Genomic DNA, 20,763 nt, shown 5'->3' with positions numbered 1-20,763 from the left:
CACTAAAATATTAGCTTTCATCTTCCTCTTCAGATTGAGACACTAATAGTCCAGAAATAGGTCTAGATGGGACAACTGTTGAAATAGCGTGTTTATATACCATTTGGCTGACAGTATTTTTTAACAAAATAACAAACTGATCAAATGATTCAATTTGTCCTTGCAGCTTAATACCATTAACTAAATAAATTGACACTGGAATATGCTCTCGACGAAGCAAATTTAAATAAGGATCTTGTAATGACTGCCCTTTTGACATGAGTTTATCCTTTAAAATGATAATAATGTGATGGTAAAATAACTGTAATAAAAAATAAATATCTATTTAATTTTAAATATAAGATACTTGTTTAACGTGTACCAAAATAACACAAAAAACCCAGCTATTAAACCAGTCAGTTTAAATTTATGCAAAAATAACTAAAATTTTAATAAATTTACAAAATAATAGAAAATAAATACTAAAAAAACAAAAATAAATTTAAAGTCAGAAAACATGATCAAAGACGTTACTAATAATATTATTAGAATCTAACCATGTAACGGGTTGCTTCCAATTACGAAGCCACGTAATTTGTCTTTTAGCTAATTGTCTTGTGGCACAAATACCTTTAAAAACCATTTCGTCATAACTTGTATCACCATTTAAATATTCCCACATTTGACGATAACCAACACAACGAATAGAAGGCAAATTTAAATGCAAATCAGCTCGCTGCATGAGTACTTTAACTTCATTTTCAAATCCGTCATCAAGCATTTGTAAAAAACGTTGCTCAATACGCTCATGTAATTGAGATCTATCTTGCGGCATAATAGCAAATTGCATAATATCGTATGGTAATGCTTTACCACTTTCTCGTGTAAGTTCTGTTAGGCTTTTACCTGAAATCAAATATACCTCTAATGCTCGATTAAGACGTTGAGGATCATTAGGATGAATTCTTTCAGCAGAAACAGGATCCACTTTTTTTAATTCTTCATGAATCGCTTTCCACCCTAATTTATTAGCTTTATTCTCTATTTGCTCACGAATTTCACTATTAGCCGCAGGAAGAGGAGAAAGCCCTTCGATCAAAGCTTTAAAATAGAGCATGGTACCACCTACCAATAGAGGAATTCGCCCCTTTTCCAATGACTTTTCAATTTCCATCAATGCATCCTGCCGGAAATTTGCAGCTGAATAACTTTCTGCTGGATCACAAATATCAATCAATTTATGTGGATACTTTTTTTGTTCTTCTTTAGTTGGCTTAGCGGTACCAATATCCATACCACGATAAATTAAAGCTGAATCGACACTTATAATATCAACGGGATAACGATCATAAAGCATCATAGCAAATGCTGTTTTACCAGAGGCTGTTGGTCCCATTAGCGAAATAATTTTTGGTTTGTTCATGATAAAACTGATTGTGTTAAAAATTGTATATCAATCGGATATAAAAATGATTCTTGATGTAACAAATTAATATCCACTTGTTCTAACTGAGCAAGTAAATGAACTACGTTATCCACACTCCAATTTGCTGCATAATTATCATTATACTGGCTGGCTAACCAAGCTGAAATTTGAGTTGGTTCGAAAAATTCCTTTTCTGATGACAAAATAAAAGCGATTAAAGCAGGTAACACTTTTTGCCAATTGATAGAGCGTAATGTTTTAGGAACATTTTGCAAATATAGCTTTGCTTTATCAATATAAAAATCAAACCCTAAAGAATTTAATTGTGTTTGGTTAGTAATAAGAACTTGCTGCTCTTTATGATTAATTAAAATGGTTAATGGGATAAGCAATTTTTCAGATTCTTGTGACAATAACTTAATCTCGATAATTTTTTGTTGAGCAATAGGTAATTTCATTAGCATTAATTTTTGCTGATTATCTTCATATTTTTCAAGTAAAGCAACGTCAGGTTGGATAACCGTTAACACCCGACCAAATTGAACTAATTTTGATCTATCAATTTGATTCTTCAATGATTGTAATGATGTATTTCGTTTAGGAAATAATGCTTCAATCACCGCTTTTTGTGGTTCAGTGATTTTATCTTCTTCTACTACTGAAATTGGATTTTTGAACTCAATTTGTGTGACTCCTTGAAAAGGTTCAACATGGACTAACTGACCATACAACGCATTTTCTTTAATATAATTACTTGTTTTTTTCTTTGGCTCATTAATTACCTGATAGGGTTTATGAATCGTTTGTTGGTTAAAAATATTTTCACCTGCAGCTTGACGATTGGGCGTTATTGTTGGTTTTTCTTCTGTTACTGGTAGATTAGAATCAAGCGCCATAACAATCGCTTGATAAACAAAATCATGAACTAACCTAGCTTCATGAAAACGGACTTCATGTTTAGTTGGATGAACATTAACATCGACTTGCTTAGGATCAATTTTTAAAAAAATCACATAGCTCTGTTGCTCATTAGTTCGACTAACATAAGCTTGACGTAACGCATGATTCAGTAATTTATCTTTGATAACTCGACCATTTACATAAAAATATTGTAAATTACTTACTTCACTACTAGTAACCCAACCTTGAATAAGCAAATCATCATGCTGCCAGTCAAGTTTTATCGCTTTTTGCATAAAAGATCGTCCACAAACTAATTCAACCCTTTTTTCTAGAGAAGATAAACGATACTGTTTTATTAATTTACCATTATGTTGCAAATTAAAAGTTACATCAGGACGAGATAGCGCAATACGCCGAACAAATTCCTCGATATGCATAAATTCGGTTTTTTCTGTTTTTAAAAAACGACGCCTTGCAGGCGTATTATAAAACAGATCAAGCACTTCCACAGTAGATCCCACTGGGTGAGCCGCTGGTTTAATAATAGGCTTCATATCTCGACCTTCAGCATAAACTTGCCATGCCTCAGATTGTTCTAAAGTGCGTGATGTTAATGTCAATCTAGCAACCGAGCTAATACTCGCTAAAGCCTCACCACGGAAACCAAGACTAATAATCGCATCTAAATCATCTAATGAGCTAATTTTACTGGTTGCATGACGCGCAAGCGCTAAAGCTAATTCATCTTTCGCAATACCGCAGCCATTGTCACGAATACGAATTAATTTACAACCACCTTGCTCAAGCTCTATATCAATTTGAGTACTACCCGCATCAAGGCTATTTTCAACTAACTCTTTAATAACAGAAGCTGGACGTTCTACCACCTCACCAGCTGCAATTTGATTAGCTAATTGGGGTGAAAGAATATGAATTGTCATTAATGCTGCTCTCCAAATTTTGGATTTTGTTTAACATAATTTTTTATACCTTGATAAATAGCTTTAGCTATTTTATCTTGATGAGCATTACTACCAAGTAAAGTTTCTTCATTTTGATTAGAAATAAAGCCAACCTCAACTAAAATAGATGGGATATCTGGCGAACGTAATACGCCTAAACTTGCATGTTCAGGAACTGATTTATGTAATTTTATTGTTCCCTTCATCTCTTTTAATACTTGCTTTGCTAGCTCGTAACCCACTTGTTGAGAATAAGAAAACTGTAAATCTAATACCGCTTGACTCAAATGGGGATCATGATCATCACTAAGTGCATCACCTGCTCCACCAAGTAATTGTGACTGCTTTTCGTCTTGTTCAAGCCAACGACCAAGTTCAGTGTCAGCTCGCTTAGTTGATAATACCCAGATCGAGGCGCCTGTTGCATTCTGATTTGGCGCAGCATCAGCATGAACTGAAACTAACAAATTAGCTTTATTTTTTCTAGCGATTTCAGAACGTTGTGAAACAGAAATAAAATTATCACTGCTACGGGTTAATACCCCTTTAAAATTAGGATCTTTATTTAATAAATTAGTAATTTTTTTAGCAATAGAGAGGGTAACTGTTTTTTCATATAACTTATTTTTTCCTATTGCGCCGGAATCTTTTCCACCATGCCCCGCATCAACAGCAATTACAACTTTAGCTGCGTAGGCAGAACTACAAAGCAGCAATAAGATAAAAAAAGTGAGTAGTTTTTTCATTGTCTTTTTATTGTTTATTTCTATTGTAATAAATTAATAATCGCTTGACCTTTTTTGCTTATTGCCTGTATTGAAACGGTTCGTGCTAGCTCTAAATAAGCTAAATCAATTTCAAGATCTGCACTTGGCAAAATACCGTTAGCTTGCTGCGGCCACTCAATTAAACAAATTGCTCGTGAAGAAAAATATTCACGAATTCCCATAAACTCTAGTTCTTCTGGGTCACAAAGCCGGTACAAATCAAAATGATAAACTGAAAAATTATCAAATTGATACTGTTCTACTAATGTATAAGTAGGGCTTTTTACATTACCAACATGTCCTAATTGCTGTAAAAAACCACGACTAAACGTCGTTTTACCGGCACCAAGATCACCGATTAAATAGATAATAATTGTATCATCATGCTCAGATAAATAGTTTAAACACAGTTTGGCAAGTTTACTACCAAACAAAATAGTTTGTTGCTCATCGCTTAAAATAATTGGTTTCATGATGAATTCTTTGCTCAATAAATAGTTCTCATTATATACTAATAACCATCAAAGATGTACTAACCAAGATAAGCTTGGCTTTGTAAAAAACTTATCAGGAAATACTACGTTTTAGTATAAGAAGTGAAAATAATGCTACATACTATATCAACAACAAATCAATCAACCATAAATCCACAATTAATATCAGCTCAAGACGCCGTATTGTTCTGGCAAAATGGTGTTTTTCTAGCTCTAAAAAACAACTCATTATTGAATGATATTATGAACAAAACCGAGCATTGCTATATTATAAACAGCGATATAGAAGCTAGAGGACTAAAAAAAATGATTGATTCAAGACTTAAAGTTATTAATATACAACAAGTTGTTGAACTTACAGCTAACAATTATCCCCAAATAAACTGGGAATAACAATAGCGCTTAAAACTTATTATTATAACGATTTAAAAGCTAAATAATACCAATTTACAAAACCTACGACCTAGGGTTAATATAAATCACATTTATACTCAGCTCATATTCAAATTTAATGGCTAATTTATTAACTTTACCAGAAATCAATAATTGTTTAAAAAATGGCGAAGTAATTGCTTACCCTACTGAAGCCGTTTTTGGTTTAGGTTGTGATCCTGATTGTGAATTAGCCATATTAAAACTTTTACAACTAAAACACCGTTCAGTGGATAAAGGCTTGATTTTAATTGCTAGTCATTACCAACAACTGATTCCCTATATAGATGAATTAGCTATCACTAATGAACAAAAACAGTTAGCACTTACTAACTGGCCAGGACCTATTACTTGGATTTTTCCTAAAAATAAAAAAACCCCCTACTTTTTGACAGGTAAATTTGACTCAATTGCAGTGCGGGTCACCAGTCATCCCTTAGTTTGTAAACTATGCGATCTTTATGGCAAACCGATAGTTTCAACCAGTGCTAATCTTTCTAACCATGAACCTTGTAAAACAGCCATCGAAGTAGCCAAACAATTTGGCCAGAATTTTCCGATTTTAGAAGGCGAAACAGGCCATCGATCGCAACCATCCGAAATTAAAGACATAAAAACAGGGCGAATCATTCGACAAGGATAAAATTATGCAAAATTTATATATTGGTGTGATGTCAGGAACCAGCATGGATGGAATTGATATTGCTATAGTCAATATTATTGGAAAACATGTCACATCAATAGCTAGTAGTTGCTACCCAATACCCACTAACTTAAAGCAGCAATTATTAACATTATGTGAAAAAAAGCAAACCACATTACAAAATCTGGGTGAATTAGACTATCAGCTTGGTGGATTATTTGCTGATAGTATCAATCAATTTTTAAAAGACAATAAAATAGATAAACAACAAGTAAAAGCAATTGGTTGCCACGGGCAAACTATTTACCATGCACCAAACGGTGAAAATCCATTTACCTTACAAATTGGCGATGCCAATATTATCGCTGCAAAAACAGGAATCACCACCATTGCCGATTTTCGTCGAAAAGATATGGCATATGGAGGACAAGGAGCGCCACTGGTACCCGCTTTTCATAAAGCGGTACTACAAGATCCACAAATTAATCGTGTAGTATTAAATATAGGAGGAATTAGTAACATTTCAGTATTAATCCCTAACCATCCTACTATTGGTTACGATACAGGACCAGGGAACGTACTGCTTGATTGCTGGATAAGTCAAAATCTAAGTAAAAGTTATGATAAAGATGGACTGTGGGCAAAAACAGGAAAAGTTAACCAAGATTTATTAAATAAATTATTTGATGAAGATTATTTCAAAATACTAGCACCTAAAAGTACAGGGCGTGAGTTATTTAATTTAACTTGGTTACATAAAAAACTTACTCATAGCCAATTACCGCCTCAAGATATACAAGCAACATTAGTTGAATTTACGGCTTCATCTATTGAGCGTGAAATTAATAAATTAACTATTGAAAAACAATTACCTTGTCAGTTACTAGTTTGTGGTGGGGGAGCAAAAAACCCGATTATTATGCAAAGATTAACAGAATTACTACCAAACTGGCAGGTTATGGCAACAGATGAAATAGGAATAAATAGTAATGATATGGAAGCAATCGCCTTCGCTTGGCTCGCTTATTGTCGAACCAACAATATTCCATCAAATATTCCCGAAGTAACCGGAGCAAGCCAAGCTGTTTGTTTGGGGGTAGTTTATCAATAAAGATTTAATTTTTATACCTACATAAAAAATAGACCTTATTCTATTTAGGTAGTTTGACTAATAACCTTATCCTTTTCATCAAAGGATGATTTTTTCAATCACAACTTTACCATTAACATACTTTTTTCTATATTCAATTATTTTTTGATTATTATATCTATACAAAGTTATCTTGCTCATAATCCATTATAGATTCAACAAATCCATCTTCATTCCAACTAGTATAAGCAACAAATAACACCCCATCGATATAAATTTTTTACTAGTTAACTTCCCATTTTTTTATAAGAAAATTCTAAATCAACCCAAATTTTTGTAACGCTTTAGCAATGCCATCATTATCATTGGTATCTGCAACAAACTCAGCTTTCTCTTTTAATTCATCAACAGCATTCCCCATAGCAATAGGATGATCAACCGTTAAAAACATTTCAAAATCATTCATTCCATCACCAAAAGCATAAGTTGGTACATCATTAAACCCCTTATTTTGTAATAGTTTAGTAATACCATTACCTTTAGAACCACCATGATTAAAGACATCAACACAATAAGGCGTATTACGAATAAATGTTAATTCAGGAAACCTATCCCGATAATTTGACTCACCTTGTTCACATAACAATAACAGCATTTGGATTGGCTCTCTTAAATAGATTTCATCATCAATAAGAGGGACTTCTTGTTTTAAATAATTATAAAAGGTCTTAGTTGGCAGACTGTTTTCTGAAACTCGCATCTTTTGATAATTATAAAATGAAAGCGGTATATTCATTTCATGTTTAGAAAATTCATAAATTCTTGCAATAATATTTTTATCAATACTATTAGTATAAACCAATTCCTTTTCGTAAATAACTACTTGACCATTCATACCAATAATCGAGTTAATCTTAGTTTTTTCCATTAAATCAATAGTTTCACAAGGTGTTCTACCGGTTGCAATTATTGGTATAATGTTATTTTTTTTTAATTTTTTTATAGCCTCAAAAGAACTGGGTGATACATCAATGTTACTATTAAATAGTGTCCCATCTAAATCAAAAAAAACGATAGCTTCAGGTTTCTTAATCATATTACAAATCCAAAATATGTTTAATAAAAGGAATAGTTAACTTACGTTGTTGCGCAAGCGTAGCTACTTCAAACTTTTCCAACAAAGAAAACAGTGTACGCATATCACGATTAACACGCTTTAATAAAAATAGCCCAACTTCTGTTGATAATTCAAACCCACTTAGTTGTGCTCTTAATTGTAAAGCTTTAAGCTTATCATCATCGCTAAGTTCTTTTAATTGATAAACTTGTCCCCAAGATAATCTAGAAACTAAATCAGGTAATATAAAAGAAATTTGTTTAGGTGGTGCATTTGCAGTTATTAATAATTTGCTCACATTTTTTTCGGTCAACCGATTAAATAAATCAAAAATAGCCTCTTCCCAATATTTATGACCTGCTATTGCATCAATATCATCTAAACAAACTAAATCGTAATTATCTAGTCCCTGTAATATTTCAGGCACTAAGTGATAATGCTGTTTTAAAGGAATATAACTGGCTAACTTATGTTGACTTGATGCATGTAAAAGATGAGTCCGACCCGCAGCACTAGCCGACCATATATAAAAGACATTAAAACCCTCTTTACTTAGTAAAGTTTGTAATGAATCAAACAACAATCGATTATCACCTACATAAAAACTATCAAAAGTTTCATTATTAGGTAACAAAAAAGGCAAAGGCAGCTGCGAAAGAGTAATAAAATAACCTCGTTATAAAAATACAATTATGTTAAGTATAAATTTGCTTTTATAAAAATCAATAAGTTTTATAGAAAAGAAAAATATCCTACACTTTAAATTATTTAGCCCATACTTTATAAATTACACAAATATAATTTAATAATTTTAAACTTTTATAGAACCATTTTGAGCACATAATAAGATCATAAAATAGTAAACCACTCACCTAAGTATAAAATAAAACCAATAAAAGTTAAAAATTAAGCAAACAGATTTATTTTTTTGTGGATAACTCTGTGACAAAACGGGATCATAAGTTGTTATAAGCCTATTAACAACCTAAAACTAAAAATCAATTGTGAATAACAATAACACTTATCAACAGAATTAAAACAAAAAAGATCCGATCAATTAACACAATTAAGTGATCGTTAAGATCTAATAAAATAATAAAAAAATAGAGTTACCCACAAAAAGGATCCAACTTAATAATAATAAAAATAAAAAGATCATCTAAAAGATCTTATTTAAATTAAAGCGCGATCAAAATAGATCATTTGACGTAATCAAAAAGATGAGTAAAATTCCCTACGCTAAATAAACCAAATCACCCGATCTAAAATAGAGATCACCTGTACACAAAATAAATACGAGGCTTTTTATGTTTTATCCAGATCTTTTTGATGTCATCATCGTTGGTGCAGGCCATGCAGGAACAGAAGCAGCAATGGCATCAGCAAGAATGGGAAGAAAAACACTACTTTTAACCCACAATATCAATACATTAGGACAAATGTCTTGTAATCCTGCCATTGGTGGTATTGGCAAAGGTCACTTGGTTAAAGAAATTGACGCCATGGGTGGTTTAATGGCTCAGGCTATTGATCATGCTGGGATCCAATTTAGAATATTAAACAGCAGTAAAGGTCCTGCGGTTAGAGCTACACGAGCACAAGCAGATCGATCCCTCTATTGCAAAGCAATCAGAACAGCACTTGAAAATCAAGAAAACCTCATGTTATTTCAACAATCAGTTGAAGATGTAATCATTGAAAACGATCAGATCATCGGTGTAAAAACCCAAATGGGAGTATCATTTAAAGCAAAAACTGTAGTACTAACAACAGGTACTTTTTTAGACGGAAAGATCCACATAGGGCTTGATAATTATAGTGGTGGCAGAACAGGTGATCCTGCTTCGATAGGTTTATCAAAATCACTACATCAATATCCATTCAGAATGGGACGCTTAAAAACAGGTACCCCACCCCGTATTGATGCAAGAACGATTGATTTTTCAAAATTAGGCACACAATATGGCGACGATCCTGTACCTGTTTTCTCATTTTTAGGCAATTCAAGTGATCATCCAAAACAGATCCCTTGCTATATAACAAGTACAAACGAAAAAACACACGATATAATCAGATCTAATTTAGATCGTAGCCCAATGTATACAGGGATCATTGAAGGTGTAGGGCCAAGATATTGCCCATCGATCGAAGATAAGATCATGCGTTTTGCTGATCGAAATTCACATCAGATCTATTTAGAGCCGGAAGGATTAGATAGCAATGAAATCTATCCAAATGGGATCTCAACAAGTCTACCTTTTGACACTCAGCTTGCTTTTGTTCGTAGCATGAAAGGGCTTGAAAATGCAAATATCGTCAGACCAGGTTACGCGATCGAGTACGATTATTTTGATCCAAGAGATCTTAAGCCAACACTTGAAAGTAAAGTGATCAAAGGTTTATTTTTAGCTGGACAAATTAATGGCACAACAGGCTATGAAGAAGCAGCCGCTCAAGGCATGCTAGCAGGTTTAAATGCAGCTCGTTTTGCATATGATCAAGATCAATGGCATCCAACACGGGATCAAGCTTACTTAGGTGTACTAGTAGATGATCTTTGTACACTTGGTACTAACGAACCATATCGTATGTTTACTTCTCGTGCTGAATATCGTTTAATGTTACGTGAAGATAATGCAGACATTCGTTTAACAGAAATTGGCCGTAACCTTGGCATGGTAGATGATTATCGCTGGCAACGTTTTAATGAAAAATTCGAAGCCATTGAACAAGAAAGAGCACGTCTGCGTGATATATGGGTTCATCCTCATATAGAAACAATTGACGAAGTCAACGCAGTATTAAGTGCTAATTTAACCAAAGAAGCCAATGGTGAAGAGCTACTTAAACGGCCTGAAATGAATTACCAAACCTTAAAATCACTTTCGCTATTTGCACCTGGATTAACTGATGCACAGGCTGCTGAACAAGTTGAAATTCAAGTTAAATATGATGGTTACATTAAACTGCAAATTGAAGAAATTGAACGCCAAAAACGCAACGAAGAAACACTAATTCCTGCACATATTGATTATGCTGAAATATCAGGATTATCAAACGAAGTGGTTGCTAAATTAAAGCAACACAAACCGGTTTCTATAGGGCAAGCTTCACGCATATCAGGAATAACGCCTGCGGCTATTTCAATGTTATTAGTTTATTTAAAAAAGAAGAATTATGTTAAAAAAGAAACTCACTAACCTAATTGATCAAACGGATCTTTTGATTACTGGATCACAAATAGATCAATTGATCCATTACGTTGAAATGCTCAATAAATGGAATAAGGCTTACAACTTAACCGCTGTACGTGATCCTAATGAAATGCTAGTCAAACACATTATGGATAGTTTAATGGTATCACCTTATTTAACAGGAAACACCTTTATTGATGTTGGTACTGGCCCTGGATTACCGGGAGTTCCACTGGCAATTATTAATCCAGATAAACAATTTGATCTAGTTGATAGCTTAGGTAAACGTATTCGTTTTTTAAAGCAAGTTCAGTTTGAACTTAAATTAACAAATATCACTCCAATACAAAGCCGAATAGAAGATTATCACGATAAAAAGTTTGATGGTGTTATTAGCCGAGCTTTTGCTTCTTTGCAAGATATGCTTAATTGGTGTAAACATTTACCGGATCAAAAAGGAGCTTTCTATGCTTTAAAAGGAAGTGAGATCGATTCAATTCCAGCAGGTTTTATGCTTAAACAACATATTAAATTAACGATTCCGGGATTAGATGCAGAAAGGTGTTTAATTATTATTCAATAATTTCATATTAAAAAATTTAGTTAACTTTAAGTATCTTTATAAAATTACTTTTTACGCTTTTTAATATAATCCTTGACTCCATCAAAGATCGCCTTTGATACTTGATTTTGGAAAGCAGCCGTTTTTAGTTTTTTCTCTTCTGCTGTATTACTAATAAAAGCCGTTTCGACTAAAATAGAAGGGATATCAGGTGCTTTTAGTACAGCAAAGCCTGCTTTTTCAAGAAAAGGCTTATGTAGCTTATTAACTTTTTTCATTCTATTTAAAATAGCATTACCAAGTAACACTCCATTACTTAGCGTTGTTTTTTGAACCAAATCTAAAATAGTATTATCCAAATACTTATCACCACTGCGGCTAACACCTCCTATTTGATCGGCTTCATTTTGTGTTTGCGCTAAATAACTGGCTGCCGAACTACTTGCTCCACCAGTAGATAATGCAAAAACAGATGAACCACCAACTGAACGATTAGCAAAAGCATCTGCATGAATAGAAATGAATAGATCTGCACGGAGTGAACGGGCTTTAGCAACACGTACTTTTAATGGAATAAATACATCTTCATTACGTGTCATATAGACTTTTATATTCGGTTCTTTTTTTAGTAAATTATAAGTACGACGTGCAATTTGTAAAACAATATCTTTTTCACGCGTTTTATTGTAGCCAATAGCACCAGGATCTTCGCCACCATGCCCTGGATCTAGTACCACAATAATCGGAGCATTTTTATTTTTATTAGTTGGTGATTTTATCTCAGATTGTTTTTTATTGAGCTCTCCTTTTTTATATTCTTCTAAAAGTGCAAGTAAAGGATCATCATTTTTGCTTGAAGCGGGTTTAGAAGGATAAAGATCCATCACTAAACGATGCTTAAATTTAGCTATCGGAGATAAGGCAAAAGTATTAGGTTTAACATCCTGTTTTAATTCGATCAAAATTCTAACTATTTTTTGATCGCGTTGAACAACGCGTATCGATTTTATATAAGGATCATGCTTTAATACTTTTGAAGAAATATTTTTTAAGATTGGATTTAAACTAATATTGTTTATATCAATTGCGATCCTATTAGGATTACTCAATAAAAATTGTTTGTATTTTAAGCTGATATTTGATTCTAAAGTGATCCTTGTATAGGTTGATGAAGGCCACACACGCACAGCAACAACTTGTGCCATTGCTGCTGCAAAGCCTATACGAGTAACAGATAATAAACAAGTCGCAATAATACCTTTAACTAATAGGCGCTTTGTAGGACTAAATGTCTTTGTCATATATTAAACACTTTATTTGTTATCGTAATTTGCCGCGGATAATAGCATAAAATAAAAATAGATAAAAAAGAATGATTATCATAATTGATTATTTTTGATAAATAAATAAACCTTTTTAATCTCTTTATTCTTTTTTTATCGCCAAAGAAGAATATTAAATTAACTCGTTTTATATTTAATATTTTTAATAACAACTTATTTAATCCACTTATTACCTTTTATTCAAAGTTATAAAAACAAGCTTTACTTTATATTGTCATTTTTTAATTTATTATAGACCCTACAATAACAAAAGATTACAATATGGCACGCTAAAATCGCGGATTTAAACCCGTTTTCATTTTAACAATTAATATAGCTGAGTTATTGATGAGCAAAAAATTACATATCAAAACTTGGGGCTGCCAAATGAACGAATATGATTCGACAAAAATGGCCGATCTCCTTGAATCTACTCACGGATTAACCTTAACGGATAATGCTGAAGAAGCCGATATCTTATTACTTAACACTTGTTCTATTCGGGAAAAAGCTCAAGAAAAAGTCTTCCACCAGTTAGGTCGTTGGAAAAACTTAAAACAGCATAATCCAAATATCATTATTGGTGTCGGGGGTTGTGTGGCATCTCAAGAAGGTGCGCATATTCGCAAACGTGCCCCATTTGTAGATATTATTTTTGGACCACAAACATTCCACCGCTTACCAGAAATGATAGAACAAATAAAAAGTGGTAACGGCAATCATGTGGTTGATGTCAGCTTTCCTGAAATAGAAAAATTCGATCGATTACCTGAACCGCGTAGCGAAGGTCCAACAGCATTTGTTTCAATTATGGAAGGATGCAATAAATATTGTACTTATTGCGTTGTCCCTTATACTCGAGGGGAAGAAGTTAGCAGACCTTGTGATGATGTAATTTATGAAATAGCACAACTTGCTGAACAAGGTGTGCGAGAAGTAAATTTACTTGGGCAAAATGTTAATGCTTATCGTGGACCAACATTTGATGGTGATATTTGTTCATTTGCTGAGTTATTACGTTTAGTTGCGGCTATTGACGGGATTGATCGCATTCGTTTTACTACCAGTCACCCAATTGAATTTACCGATGATATTATTGATGTTTATCGTGATACGCCTGAACTGGTGAGTTTTTTACATTTACCGGTACAAAGTGGATCAGATCGCATATTAAACCTAATGAAACGAACGCATACAGCGCTTGAATATAAATCAATTATTCGCAAACTACGTAAAGTTCGACCAGATATTCAAATTAGCTCTGACTTTATTGTTGGATTCCCTGGGGAAACACAAGAAGACTTTGAACAAACTATGAAGCTTATTGCCGATGTAAATTTTGATTTAAGCTATAGCTTTGTCTATTCAGCTCGCCCAGGTACACCTGCTGCTGAAATGGAAGATAACGTATCAGAAGAAGAGAAAAAACAACGTTTATACATTCTTCAAGAACGAATCAATCAACAAGCCATGCAATTTAGTCGCCGAATGTTAAATACTGTACAACGCATTTTAGTTGAAGGTCCTTCTAAAAAAGACCTAATGGAATTAACAGGCCGAACTGAAAATAATCGAATTGTTAACTTTGAAGGCAATCCTGATATGATTGGTAGATTTGTTGATGTTGAAATAACTGATGTTTATCCAAATTCATTGCGTGGTAAAGTTATTCGTACCGAAGATGAAATGGATTTGCGGGTAAATGAATCACCAATGTCAGTGATATCGCGAACTCGAAAAGAAAACGATTTAGGTGTTGGTATTTATCAACCATAAAAAGAGAACCATTTAACTAGTTTTTATAATAAAAATTAAAAAGTTATTAAATAAAAGGATAGGAAAGAAAATGTTTATTATTTTTGGAACTCGTGGAAGGGAAGTCAACGAACATAGTGGGCAATTTAATTGCCCAAATTGCTGTTCGCAACAAAATATCACTACTGATGAAAAACAGCAAAAATACACACAAATAAAAATGGCAAAATATTTTACGTTGTTTTTTATTCCTATTTTTAGTTTTGAAACATTAGGTCGTTATATCAAGTGTAATGAATGTAATAATGACTATAACGAAAAGGTACTTGAATATGTACCACCAACATTTGAAGAACAAGTTGCATCATATGTTGAGCAAGAGTTAAAAAGCGGAACGCCTATTTCAATGTTAGTCAATAAATTAAAATCGCAAGGATTTGATGGAAGTCAATCAATAAGAGCTGTTGACAATGTTGTTAACGGAAACATCGTATCTTGCCATCAGTGCAATATGGACTTTTTAAAAGGTGTTGAAAAGTGTTCTTTGTGTGAAGGACGCATTAGTGATTAATATTAAAATTAGAGGACTTATCTTTGAATATTACGACAAATGAAACCATGCTAGAACCTGCTGATAATCAGCGTCTTAATAGTCTTTGTGGTCCTTATAATGACAATATTAAACAGCTAGAGCGCAGACTTGGTATTGAAATTAATCACCGAGGTAATTTATTTACAATAACAGGTGACAGTATCTGCGTTCAAGCAACTATTGATATTTTACAATCTCTTTATCAACATACCCAAATCAAAGATAAAGTTATTGATATTGAGCCTGAACAAATACATCTAGCAATAAAAGAGTCAGGTGCTTTACAAAAAGCAAGTGAACACTTACCTGCTTATATTGATCATCAAGGCGGAAAGCTAGTGATGATAAAAACCAAACGGGGTATTATCAAACCCCGAACGGCTAATCAAGCTCAATATATTGCTCATGTTTTAGATTATGACATCTCGTTCGGTATAGGGCCAGCAGGAACAGGTAAAACCTATTTAGCTGTGGCGGCAGCAGTAGATGCACTTGAAAAACAGCAAATTCGCCGCATTGTACTAACCCGACCCGCTGTCGAGGCTGGTGAAAAGTTAGGCTTTTTACCAGGTGATTTAAGTCAAAAAGTGGATCCTTACTTACGTCCACTTTACGATGCTTTATTTGAAATGCTTGGCTTTGAAAAAGTTGAAAAACTGATTGAAAAAAGCGTGATTGAAGTCGCACCACTAGCTTATATGCGTGGGCGTACGCTTAATGACGCCTTTATTATTCTTGATGAAAGCCAAAACACCACAATTGAACAAATGAAAATGTTTTTAACCCGTATCGGCTTTAATTCTAAAGCGGTAATTACTGGTGATATTACTCAAATAGATTTACCACGTCATCAAAAATCGGGCTTACGCCATGCCATTGAGGTACTAAGTAAAGTTGATGAAATCAGCTTTAATTTTTTCAATAGCGAAGATGTGGTACGCCATCCAGTGGTTGCCAAAATTGTTAATGCTTATGATAAATGGGAAGAACAGCAACATAAACCACAAACAGAAAAAAACATTTAGAGGAGTATTGTTATCCCTATTTCAAGCAAAAAAAGGAAAACAAACATTCGAGATCACTCAGCAGAAGCAAATTTATTTTTTCGTAGAGCGTTGTTTTCATTTATTGTCATTATCATTTTAATTATTGTTTTGCTTGTTAACCTTGCTGGATTGCAGATTGTAAATTACGGTTATTACAGCACCAAATCTAATGATAATCGCATTGAAATTATACCTATTCCACCTAATCGCGGCATGATTTATGACCGTAATGGCGCCCCATTAGCCATTAACAATATCACATACCAATTAAACATCATTCCTGATAAGGTAAAAAACCTGAATGAACAATTTAATGAATTAAAAAAAATTGTTGATTTAACTGACGAAGATATCGAAAATTTCCAAAAAGAGCGCCGAAATTATAAAGCGCACAGACCTGTCCCATTAAAAAATAACTTAACTCAAGAACAGATTGCGCGTTTTGTTGTTGATCAACACCGCTTTCCATATGTATCCATTATGGATATACAGCATCGTTATTATCCTTATGGGGCATCACTAACCCATATTCTTGGATATATTTCTAAAATTAACAGCCAAGATAAACAACGTCTAGAAGATGAAAATAAAACCAGTGATTATGTAGCTACTTTTAATATTGGTAAAATGGGTATCGAAAAATACTACGAAGATGTATTACACGGAACCCCGGGTTATGAAAAAGTTGAAGTTAACAGCCGCGGACGTATTGTTCGTCAACTAAATAAAAATCCCCCCCAAGCGGGCGAAGATATCTATTTATCTATCAACCTTAAATTGCAACTATATATTGAACAATTACTAGCTGGACGTAAAGCAGCTGTGGTGGCAATTGACCCTAATAATGGTGAAATATTAGCTTTAGTTTCAAGCCCAAGTTATGATTCCAACCCGTTTGTGGGTGGGATATCAAGCACTAAATATAGTGAATTACTCAAAGACCCAAGTAAACCGCTTTTTAATCGAGCTTTACTCGGTGCTTATCCACCGGCCTCGACTGTTAAGCCGTTTATTTCTATTGCGGCATTAAGTGAAGGTGTAGTGACCCCAAAAAGCGTAGTTAACGATCCTGGTTGGTGGCAATTACCGGGTACAGAACGACGTTATCGAGATTGGCTTAAATGGGGACATGGTCGTGTTGATGTATTAAAAGCCATTGAGGAATCGGTTGATACCTACTTTTACCAAGTTGCTTATGACATGGGCATTGATCGCTTAAACTTATGGATGAGTAAATTTGGTTATGGTGAGCGAACAGGCGTAGATATTTCCCAAAACGAAGAAACACGAGCGGTAATGCCTAGTCGTGAGTGGAAAATCAAACGGCATAAAAAGTCTTGGTTACAAGGTGATACTATACCTGTTGGCATAGGACAAGGTTATTGGACAGCAACCCCAATACAAATGGCCAAAGCACTAACAACTTTGATCAATAACGGCAAAACCTATACACCACACTTTTTATTATATAAAAAGAGCGATATTTTAAATTCTAATGAACAGCAACCTCAAGTTGATTCAAATAATTATATCGAAGCAACTAGCCTAGTTGATGTTAACCCAGCTTATTGGTCGCTTGTTAAAGAAGGTATGCACCGAGTTATGTTTGGTGCACGAGGAACAGCACGCAAAATTTATGCTGATGCAAAATATCAAGCAGCGGGCAAATCGGGTACTGCACAGGTTTATGGCTTAAAGCAAGACGAAATCTATAACGCCCATAAAATACCTGAACATTTACGCGATCATGCATTATTTATTGCGTATGCGCCTTATGATAAACCAAAAATAGCCTTAGCCATTGTTTTAGAAAACGGCGGGGGTGGTAGCTCGAACGGTGGTGCGGTAGCACGTAAAATATTGGATTTTTACCTTTTAGGCAACAATTCTACCGAGCTCAACCAACCGTCAACCAATACAGAAACAGAGGACTAATAATGAATAATATTAAAAAGAGTTTTTGGCAAAAAATACATATTGATCCCCTGTTCTTTTTATTTATAACGTTATTACTGGGTTATAGCCTTTATATTCTTTGGAGTGCAACAGGACAAAGTATCGACATGATACAAAAGCGAGCAATACAAATATTACTTGGTTTTGCTGCTATGATTATATTGGCGCAATTTTCGCCCAGAACTTATGAAAAATGGGCGCCATATCTCTATGTGGTTTGTATTTTAATCTTATTACTGGTAGATATTTTTGGTTATACCAGTAAAGGAGCCCAACGTTGGTTAGATTTAGGTGTATTGCGATTTCAACCCTCTGAAATTGCCAAAATTGCTGTACCATTAATGGTTGCTAAATTCATTCACCGTGATGGATGTCCACCACCATTAAAAACCACGTTACAAACACTTGCTATCATTGGGGTACCCACATTACTGGTGGCTATGCAACCCGATTTAGGGACTGCTATATTGATAGCCATGTCAGGCATTTTTATTATCTTTTTAGCAGGTATGAACTGGCGCTATATTCTTATTGCACTTGTTTTAATTGCTGTTTTTTTACCGATTATGTGGTTTTGTTTAATGCATGATTATCAGCAAAAACGTGTACTTATGCTCATCAACCCTGAACTTGACCCAAGTGGGGCTGGTTACCATATTATTCAATCAAAAATAGCAATAGGATCGGGCGGTATATGGGGCAAAGGATGGCTTGAAGGCACACAATCGCAACTTGAATTTTTACCTGAACGGCATACCGACTTTATTTTTTCAGTTATTGCTGAAGAGTTTGGTTTTATTGGCTCCATCATCTTACTGATCTTATTTTTATGCCTAATTGTGCGAGGGCTATTTATTGCAGCACAGGCGCAAACCACCTTTGGACGGATCCTTTCTGGTGGACTTATTTTAGTATTTTTTATTTATGTGTTCATTAATATTGGTATGGTCAGTGGAATCTTGCCTGTTGTTGGTGTACCATTACCACTAATAAGTTATGGCGGCTCATCCTTAGTTGTATTAATGGCAAGTTTTGGCATTATGATGTCTATTCATACTCATCGATACATGTTATCTAAAAATATTTAACGGAATTTAAATAAATGAAAAAGAAATTTAAATTATCTTTTACGTTCTTAGCGCTTGCAATTTGTTCATCGGCATCGGCTGAAATGGCATTTCCTATTCCTGCTATTCCGCAATTAGACGCGGAAGCTTACATTCTAATCGATGCAAAATCAGGCGAAATTTTAGCGCAATATAATGCCGAACAGCAACGCGATCCCGCAAGCTTAACTAAAATGATGACCAGCTATGTGATTGGGCAAGCATTACAATCAGGCCGCATAAAAAATGATGATATGGTTGTTGTCAGTAAAGATGCTTGGGCAACGGGTAACCCAATATTAAAAGGCTCATCACTAATGTTTTTAGAAGTCGGTAAAACGGTTTCTGTTTCTGATCTAAACAAAGGTATCATTATTCAATCAGGTAATGATGCTTGTATTGCTATGGCTGAACATGTAGCAGGTAGCCAAGGTGCATTTGTTAACTTAATGAATGATTATGCAAAAAAAATTGGACTAAACCATACGCATTTTGAAACTGTACACGGACTTGATGCACCAGGACAATACACCACAGCCAAAGATATGGCATATTTAGGTCAAGCACTAATTCGTGACCTACCTGAAGAATATTCTATTTATAAAGAAAAAGAATTTACCTACACGCTGTCCAAACCACAATTAAACCGAAACGGATTACTTTGGGACACCACATTAAACGTTGACGGAATAAAAACAGGTCACACCAATGCTGCAGGCTACAACTTAGTTGCCTCGGCGGTAGAAGGCAACACCCGCTTAATTTCAGCGGTACTGGGCGGACGCACATTTAAAGGTCGCGAAGCAGAAAGTAAAAAGCTATTAGTCTGGGGGTTTCGATTTTTTGAAACCGCAAATCCCGTAAAAGCAGGTAGCCCAGTTGCTACCGAATCAATTTGGTATGGTGATCAAAACAAAATCCAACTTGGTGCTGTTAATGGCGCATTTATTACTGTACCAAAAGGACGAGCTGCCGATGTACAAATTGAATATAAAATTGATGATTACATCTATGCCCCAATCGCCAAAGGCAATGCTGTAGGTAAAATGCAATTTTTACTAGACGGTAAGGTCATTAACGAACAACCACTTGTTGCTTTACAGGATATTAAAAAAACAGGATTCTTTGGCGGAATATGGGATTGGATCTGCCTACAGTGCCATAAGTTTTTCAACTAATAAGTTATTCAACTAATTGTTATAAGCGTTCTGTAAGAGCTTACTTACAGAACAGCTTTAGCAATCACCAAAAAACAGTCAGGAAAGCTATTGATTTTATTAAAGTTTTTATTTTACTGTTTTTTCAGGAAAACATATCTTACTCGTTTGCTTTTGATGCCTAATTAGACAAAGCTTATCATTACGGTCTATAAAGCAAGCTGCCGTCACCTTCCTAGATTGATAAAAATTGATACTCT

The 20,763-nt window shown here is 34.2% G+C and carries 18 protein-coding genes and 1 pseudogene; 11 read left to right on the top strand and 8 right to left on the bottom strand.

The features are described from left to right. Window positions 1-10 precede the first annotated feature (10 nt). The 5 genes and pseudogenes from hfq to tsaE all read right to left on the bottom strand — a co-directional run bounded on the left by hfq (window position 11) and on the right by tsaE (window position 4,510). On the bottom strand, window positions 11-259 hold the full coding sequence (gene hfq, locus GQ594_RS10870) for an RNA chaperone Hfq (protein ID WP_160401395.1): 249 nt from the start codon (window positions 257-259) through the stop codon (window positions 11-13). 228 nt (window positions 260-487) lie between these two features. Then, window positions 488-1,402 (bottom strand): tRNA (adenosine(37)-N6)-dimethylallyltransferase MiaA, encoded by a 915-nt coding sequence (miaA, locus tag GQ594_RS10865; protein WP_160401394.1) that lies wholly within the window; start codon window positions 1,400-1,402, stop codon window positions 488-490. Beyond that, window positions 1,399-3,249: a DNA mismatch repair endonuclease MutL gene (gene mutL, locus GQ594_RS10860; RefSeq protein ID WP_160412805.1), complete on the bottom strand. Its 1,851-nt coding sequence runs from the start codon at window positions 3,247-3,249 to the stop codon at window positions 1,399-1,401. Before mutL ends, miaA begins: the two co-directional genes overlap by 4 nt. A gap of 20 nt (window positions 3,250-3,269) precedes the next feature. Beyond that, window positions 3,270-3,974: pseudogene (locus tag GQ594_RS10855) on the bottom strand (N-acetylmuramoyl-L-alanine amidase); the annotation flags it as partial. Between the two features lie 62 nt (window positions 3,975-4,036). Beyond that, window positions 4,037-4,510: a tRNA (adenosine(37)-N6)-threonylcarbamoyltransferase complex ATPase subunit type 1 TsaE gene (gene tsaE / locus GQ594_RS10850; RefSeq protein ID WP_160412801.1), complete on the bottom strand. Its 474-nt coding sequence runs from the start codon at window positions 4,508-4,510 to the stop codon at window positions 4,037-4,039. Window positions 4,511-4,642: 132 nt separating this feature from the next. Between tsaE and tusB the strand changes: the two genes are divergently transcribed. From tusB to GQ594_RS10835, 3 genes are all read left to right on the top strand, one after another. Further along, on the top strand, window positions 4,643-4,924 hold the full coding sequence (gene tusB / locus GQ594_RS10845) for a sulfurtransferase complex subunit TusB (RefSeq protein ID WP_160401390.1): 282 nt from the start codon (window positions 4,643-4,645) through the stop codon (window positions 4,922-4,924). 118 nt (window positions 4,925-5,042) lie between these two features. Further along, window positions 5,043-5,606 (top strand): Sua5/YciO/YrdC/YwlC family protein, encoded by a 564-nt coding sequence (locus GQ594_RS10840; protein ID WP_160412799.1) that lies wholly within the window; start codon window positions 5,043-5,045, stop codon window positions 5,604-5,606. Window positions 5,607-5,610: 4 nt separating this feature from the next. Next, on the top strand, window positions 5,611-6,717 hold the full coding sequence (locus GQ594_RS10835) for an anhydro-N-acetylmuramic acid kinase (RefSeq protein ID WP_160412797.1): 1,107 nt from the start codon (window positions 5,611-5,613) through the stop codon (window positions 6,715-6,717). A 295-nt stretch (window positions 6,718-7,012) separates the two neighbouring features. On the opposite strand, the gene GQ594_RS10830 is transcribed toward GQ594_RS10835, so the two are convergent. Both GQ594_RS10830 and hda read right to left on the bottom strand, forming a co-directional pair. Then, window positions 7,013-7,792, bottom strand: a complete 780-nt coding sequence (locus GQ594_RS10830; RefSeq protein WP_160412795.1) for a Cof-type HAD-IIB family hydrolase — start codon at window positions 7,790-7,792, stop codon at window positions 7,013-7,015. A gap of 1 nt (window position 7,793) precedes the next feature. Beyond that, window positions 7,794-8,477 (bottom strand): DnaA inactivator Hda, encoded by a 684-nt coding sequence (hda, locus tag GQ594_RS10825; RefSeq protein WP_160412819.1) that lies wholly within the window; start codon window positions 8,475-8,477, stop codon window positions 7,794-7,796. Between the two features lie 643 nt (window positions 8,478-9,120). Between hda and mnmG the strand changes: the two genes are divergently transcribed. After that, a complete protein-coding gene (gene mnmG, locus GQ594_RS10820; RefSeq protein WP_160412793.1) occupies window positions 9,121-11,013 on the top strand; it encodes a tRNA uridine-5-carboxymethylaminomethyl(34) synthesis enzyme MnmG in 1,893 nt (630 codons plus the stop codon). After that, on the top strand, window positions 10,991-11,590 hold the full coding sequence (gene rsmG, locus GQ594_RS10815; RefSeq protein ID WP_160412791.1) for a 16S rRNA (guanine(527)-N(7))-methyltransferase RsmG: 600 nt from the start codon (window positions 10,991-10,993) through the stop codon (window positions 11,588-11,590). Before mnmG ends, rsmG begins: the two co-directional genes overlap by 23 nt. 44 nt (window positions 11,591-11,634) lie before the next feature. Here rsmG and GQ594_RS10810 read toward each other — a convergent pair whose 3' ends face one another. Continuing rightward, complete coding sequence (locus GQ594_RS10810) at window positions 11,635-12,870, bottom strand: N-acetylmuramoyl-L-alanine amidase (protein ID WP_160412789.1); 1,236 nt, start codon at window positions 12,868-12,870, stop codon at window positions 11,635-11,637. A 369-nt stretch (window positions 12,871-13,239) separates the two neighbouring features. Between GQ594_RS10810 and miaB the strand changes: the two genes are divergently transcribed. The 6 genes from miaB to GQ594_RS10780 all read left to right on the top strand — a co-directional run bounded on the left by miaB (window position 13,240) and on the right by GQ594_RS10780 (window position 20,524). Then, window positions 13,240-14,667 (top strand): tRNA (N6-isopentenyl adenosine(37)-C2)-methylthiotransferase MiaB, encoded by a 1,428-nt coding sequence (gene miaB, locus GQ594_RS10805; protein WP_160412787.1) that lies wholly within the window; start codon window positions 13,240-13,242, stop codon window positions 14,665-14,667. 70 nt (window positions 14,668-14,737) lie between these two features. After that, window positions 14,738-15,217 (top strand): zinc-ribbon domain-containing protein, encoded by a 480-nt coding sequence (locus GQ594_RS10800; RefSeq protein WP_160401374.1) that lies wholly within the window; start codon window positions 14,738-14,740, stop codon window positions 15,215-15,217. 23 nt (window positions 15,218-15,240) lie between these two features. Next, window positions 15,241-16,263 carry a PhoH family protein gene (locus tag GQ594_RS10795; RefSeq protein WP_237398399.1) on the top strand — a complete coding sequence of 341 codons (1,023 nt, stop codon included), beginning with the start codon at window positions 15,241-15,243 and terminating at the stop codon, window positions 16,261-16,263. Between the two features lie 18 nt (window positions 16,264-16,281). Further along, window positions 16,282-18,219, top strand: a complete 1,938-nt coding sequence (gene mrdA / locus GQ594_RS10790) for a penicillin-binding protein 2 (protein WP_160412817.1) — start codon at window positions 16,282-16,284, stop codon at window positions 18,217-18,219. Window positions 18,220-18,221: 2 nt separating this feature from the next. Then, window positions 18,222-19,328 (top strand): peptidoglycan glycosyltransferase MrdB, encoded by a 1,107-nt coding sequence (gene mrdB, locus GQ594_RS10785; RefSeq protein WP_160412785.1) that lies wholly within the window; start codon window positions 18,222-18,224, stop codon window positions 19,326-19,328. Window positions 19,329-19,342: 14 nt separating this feature from the next. Next, window positions 19,343-20,524: a serine hydrolase gene (locus tag GQ594_RS10780; protein ID WP_160412782.1), complete on the top strand. Its 1,182-nt coding sequence runs from the start codon at window positions 19,343-19,345 to the stop codon at window positions 20,522-20,524. Window positions 20,525-20,763 lie beyond the last annotated feature (239 nt).

The organism is Gilliamella sp. Pra-s52, assembly GCF_009795805.1.
Taxonomy (GTDB): domain Bacteria; phylum Pseudomonadota; class Gammaproteobacteria; order Enterobacterales; family Orbaceae; genus Gilliamella.
Note: the sequence above shows the minus strand (reverse complement) of the source record. Positions and strands in the feature narration are given on the sequence as shown.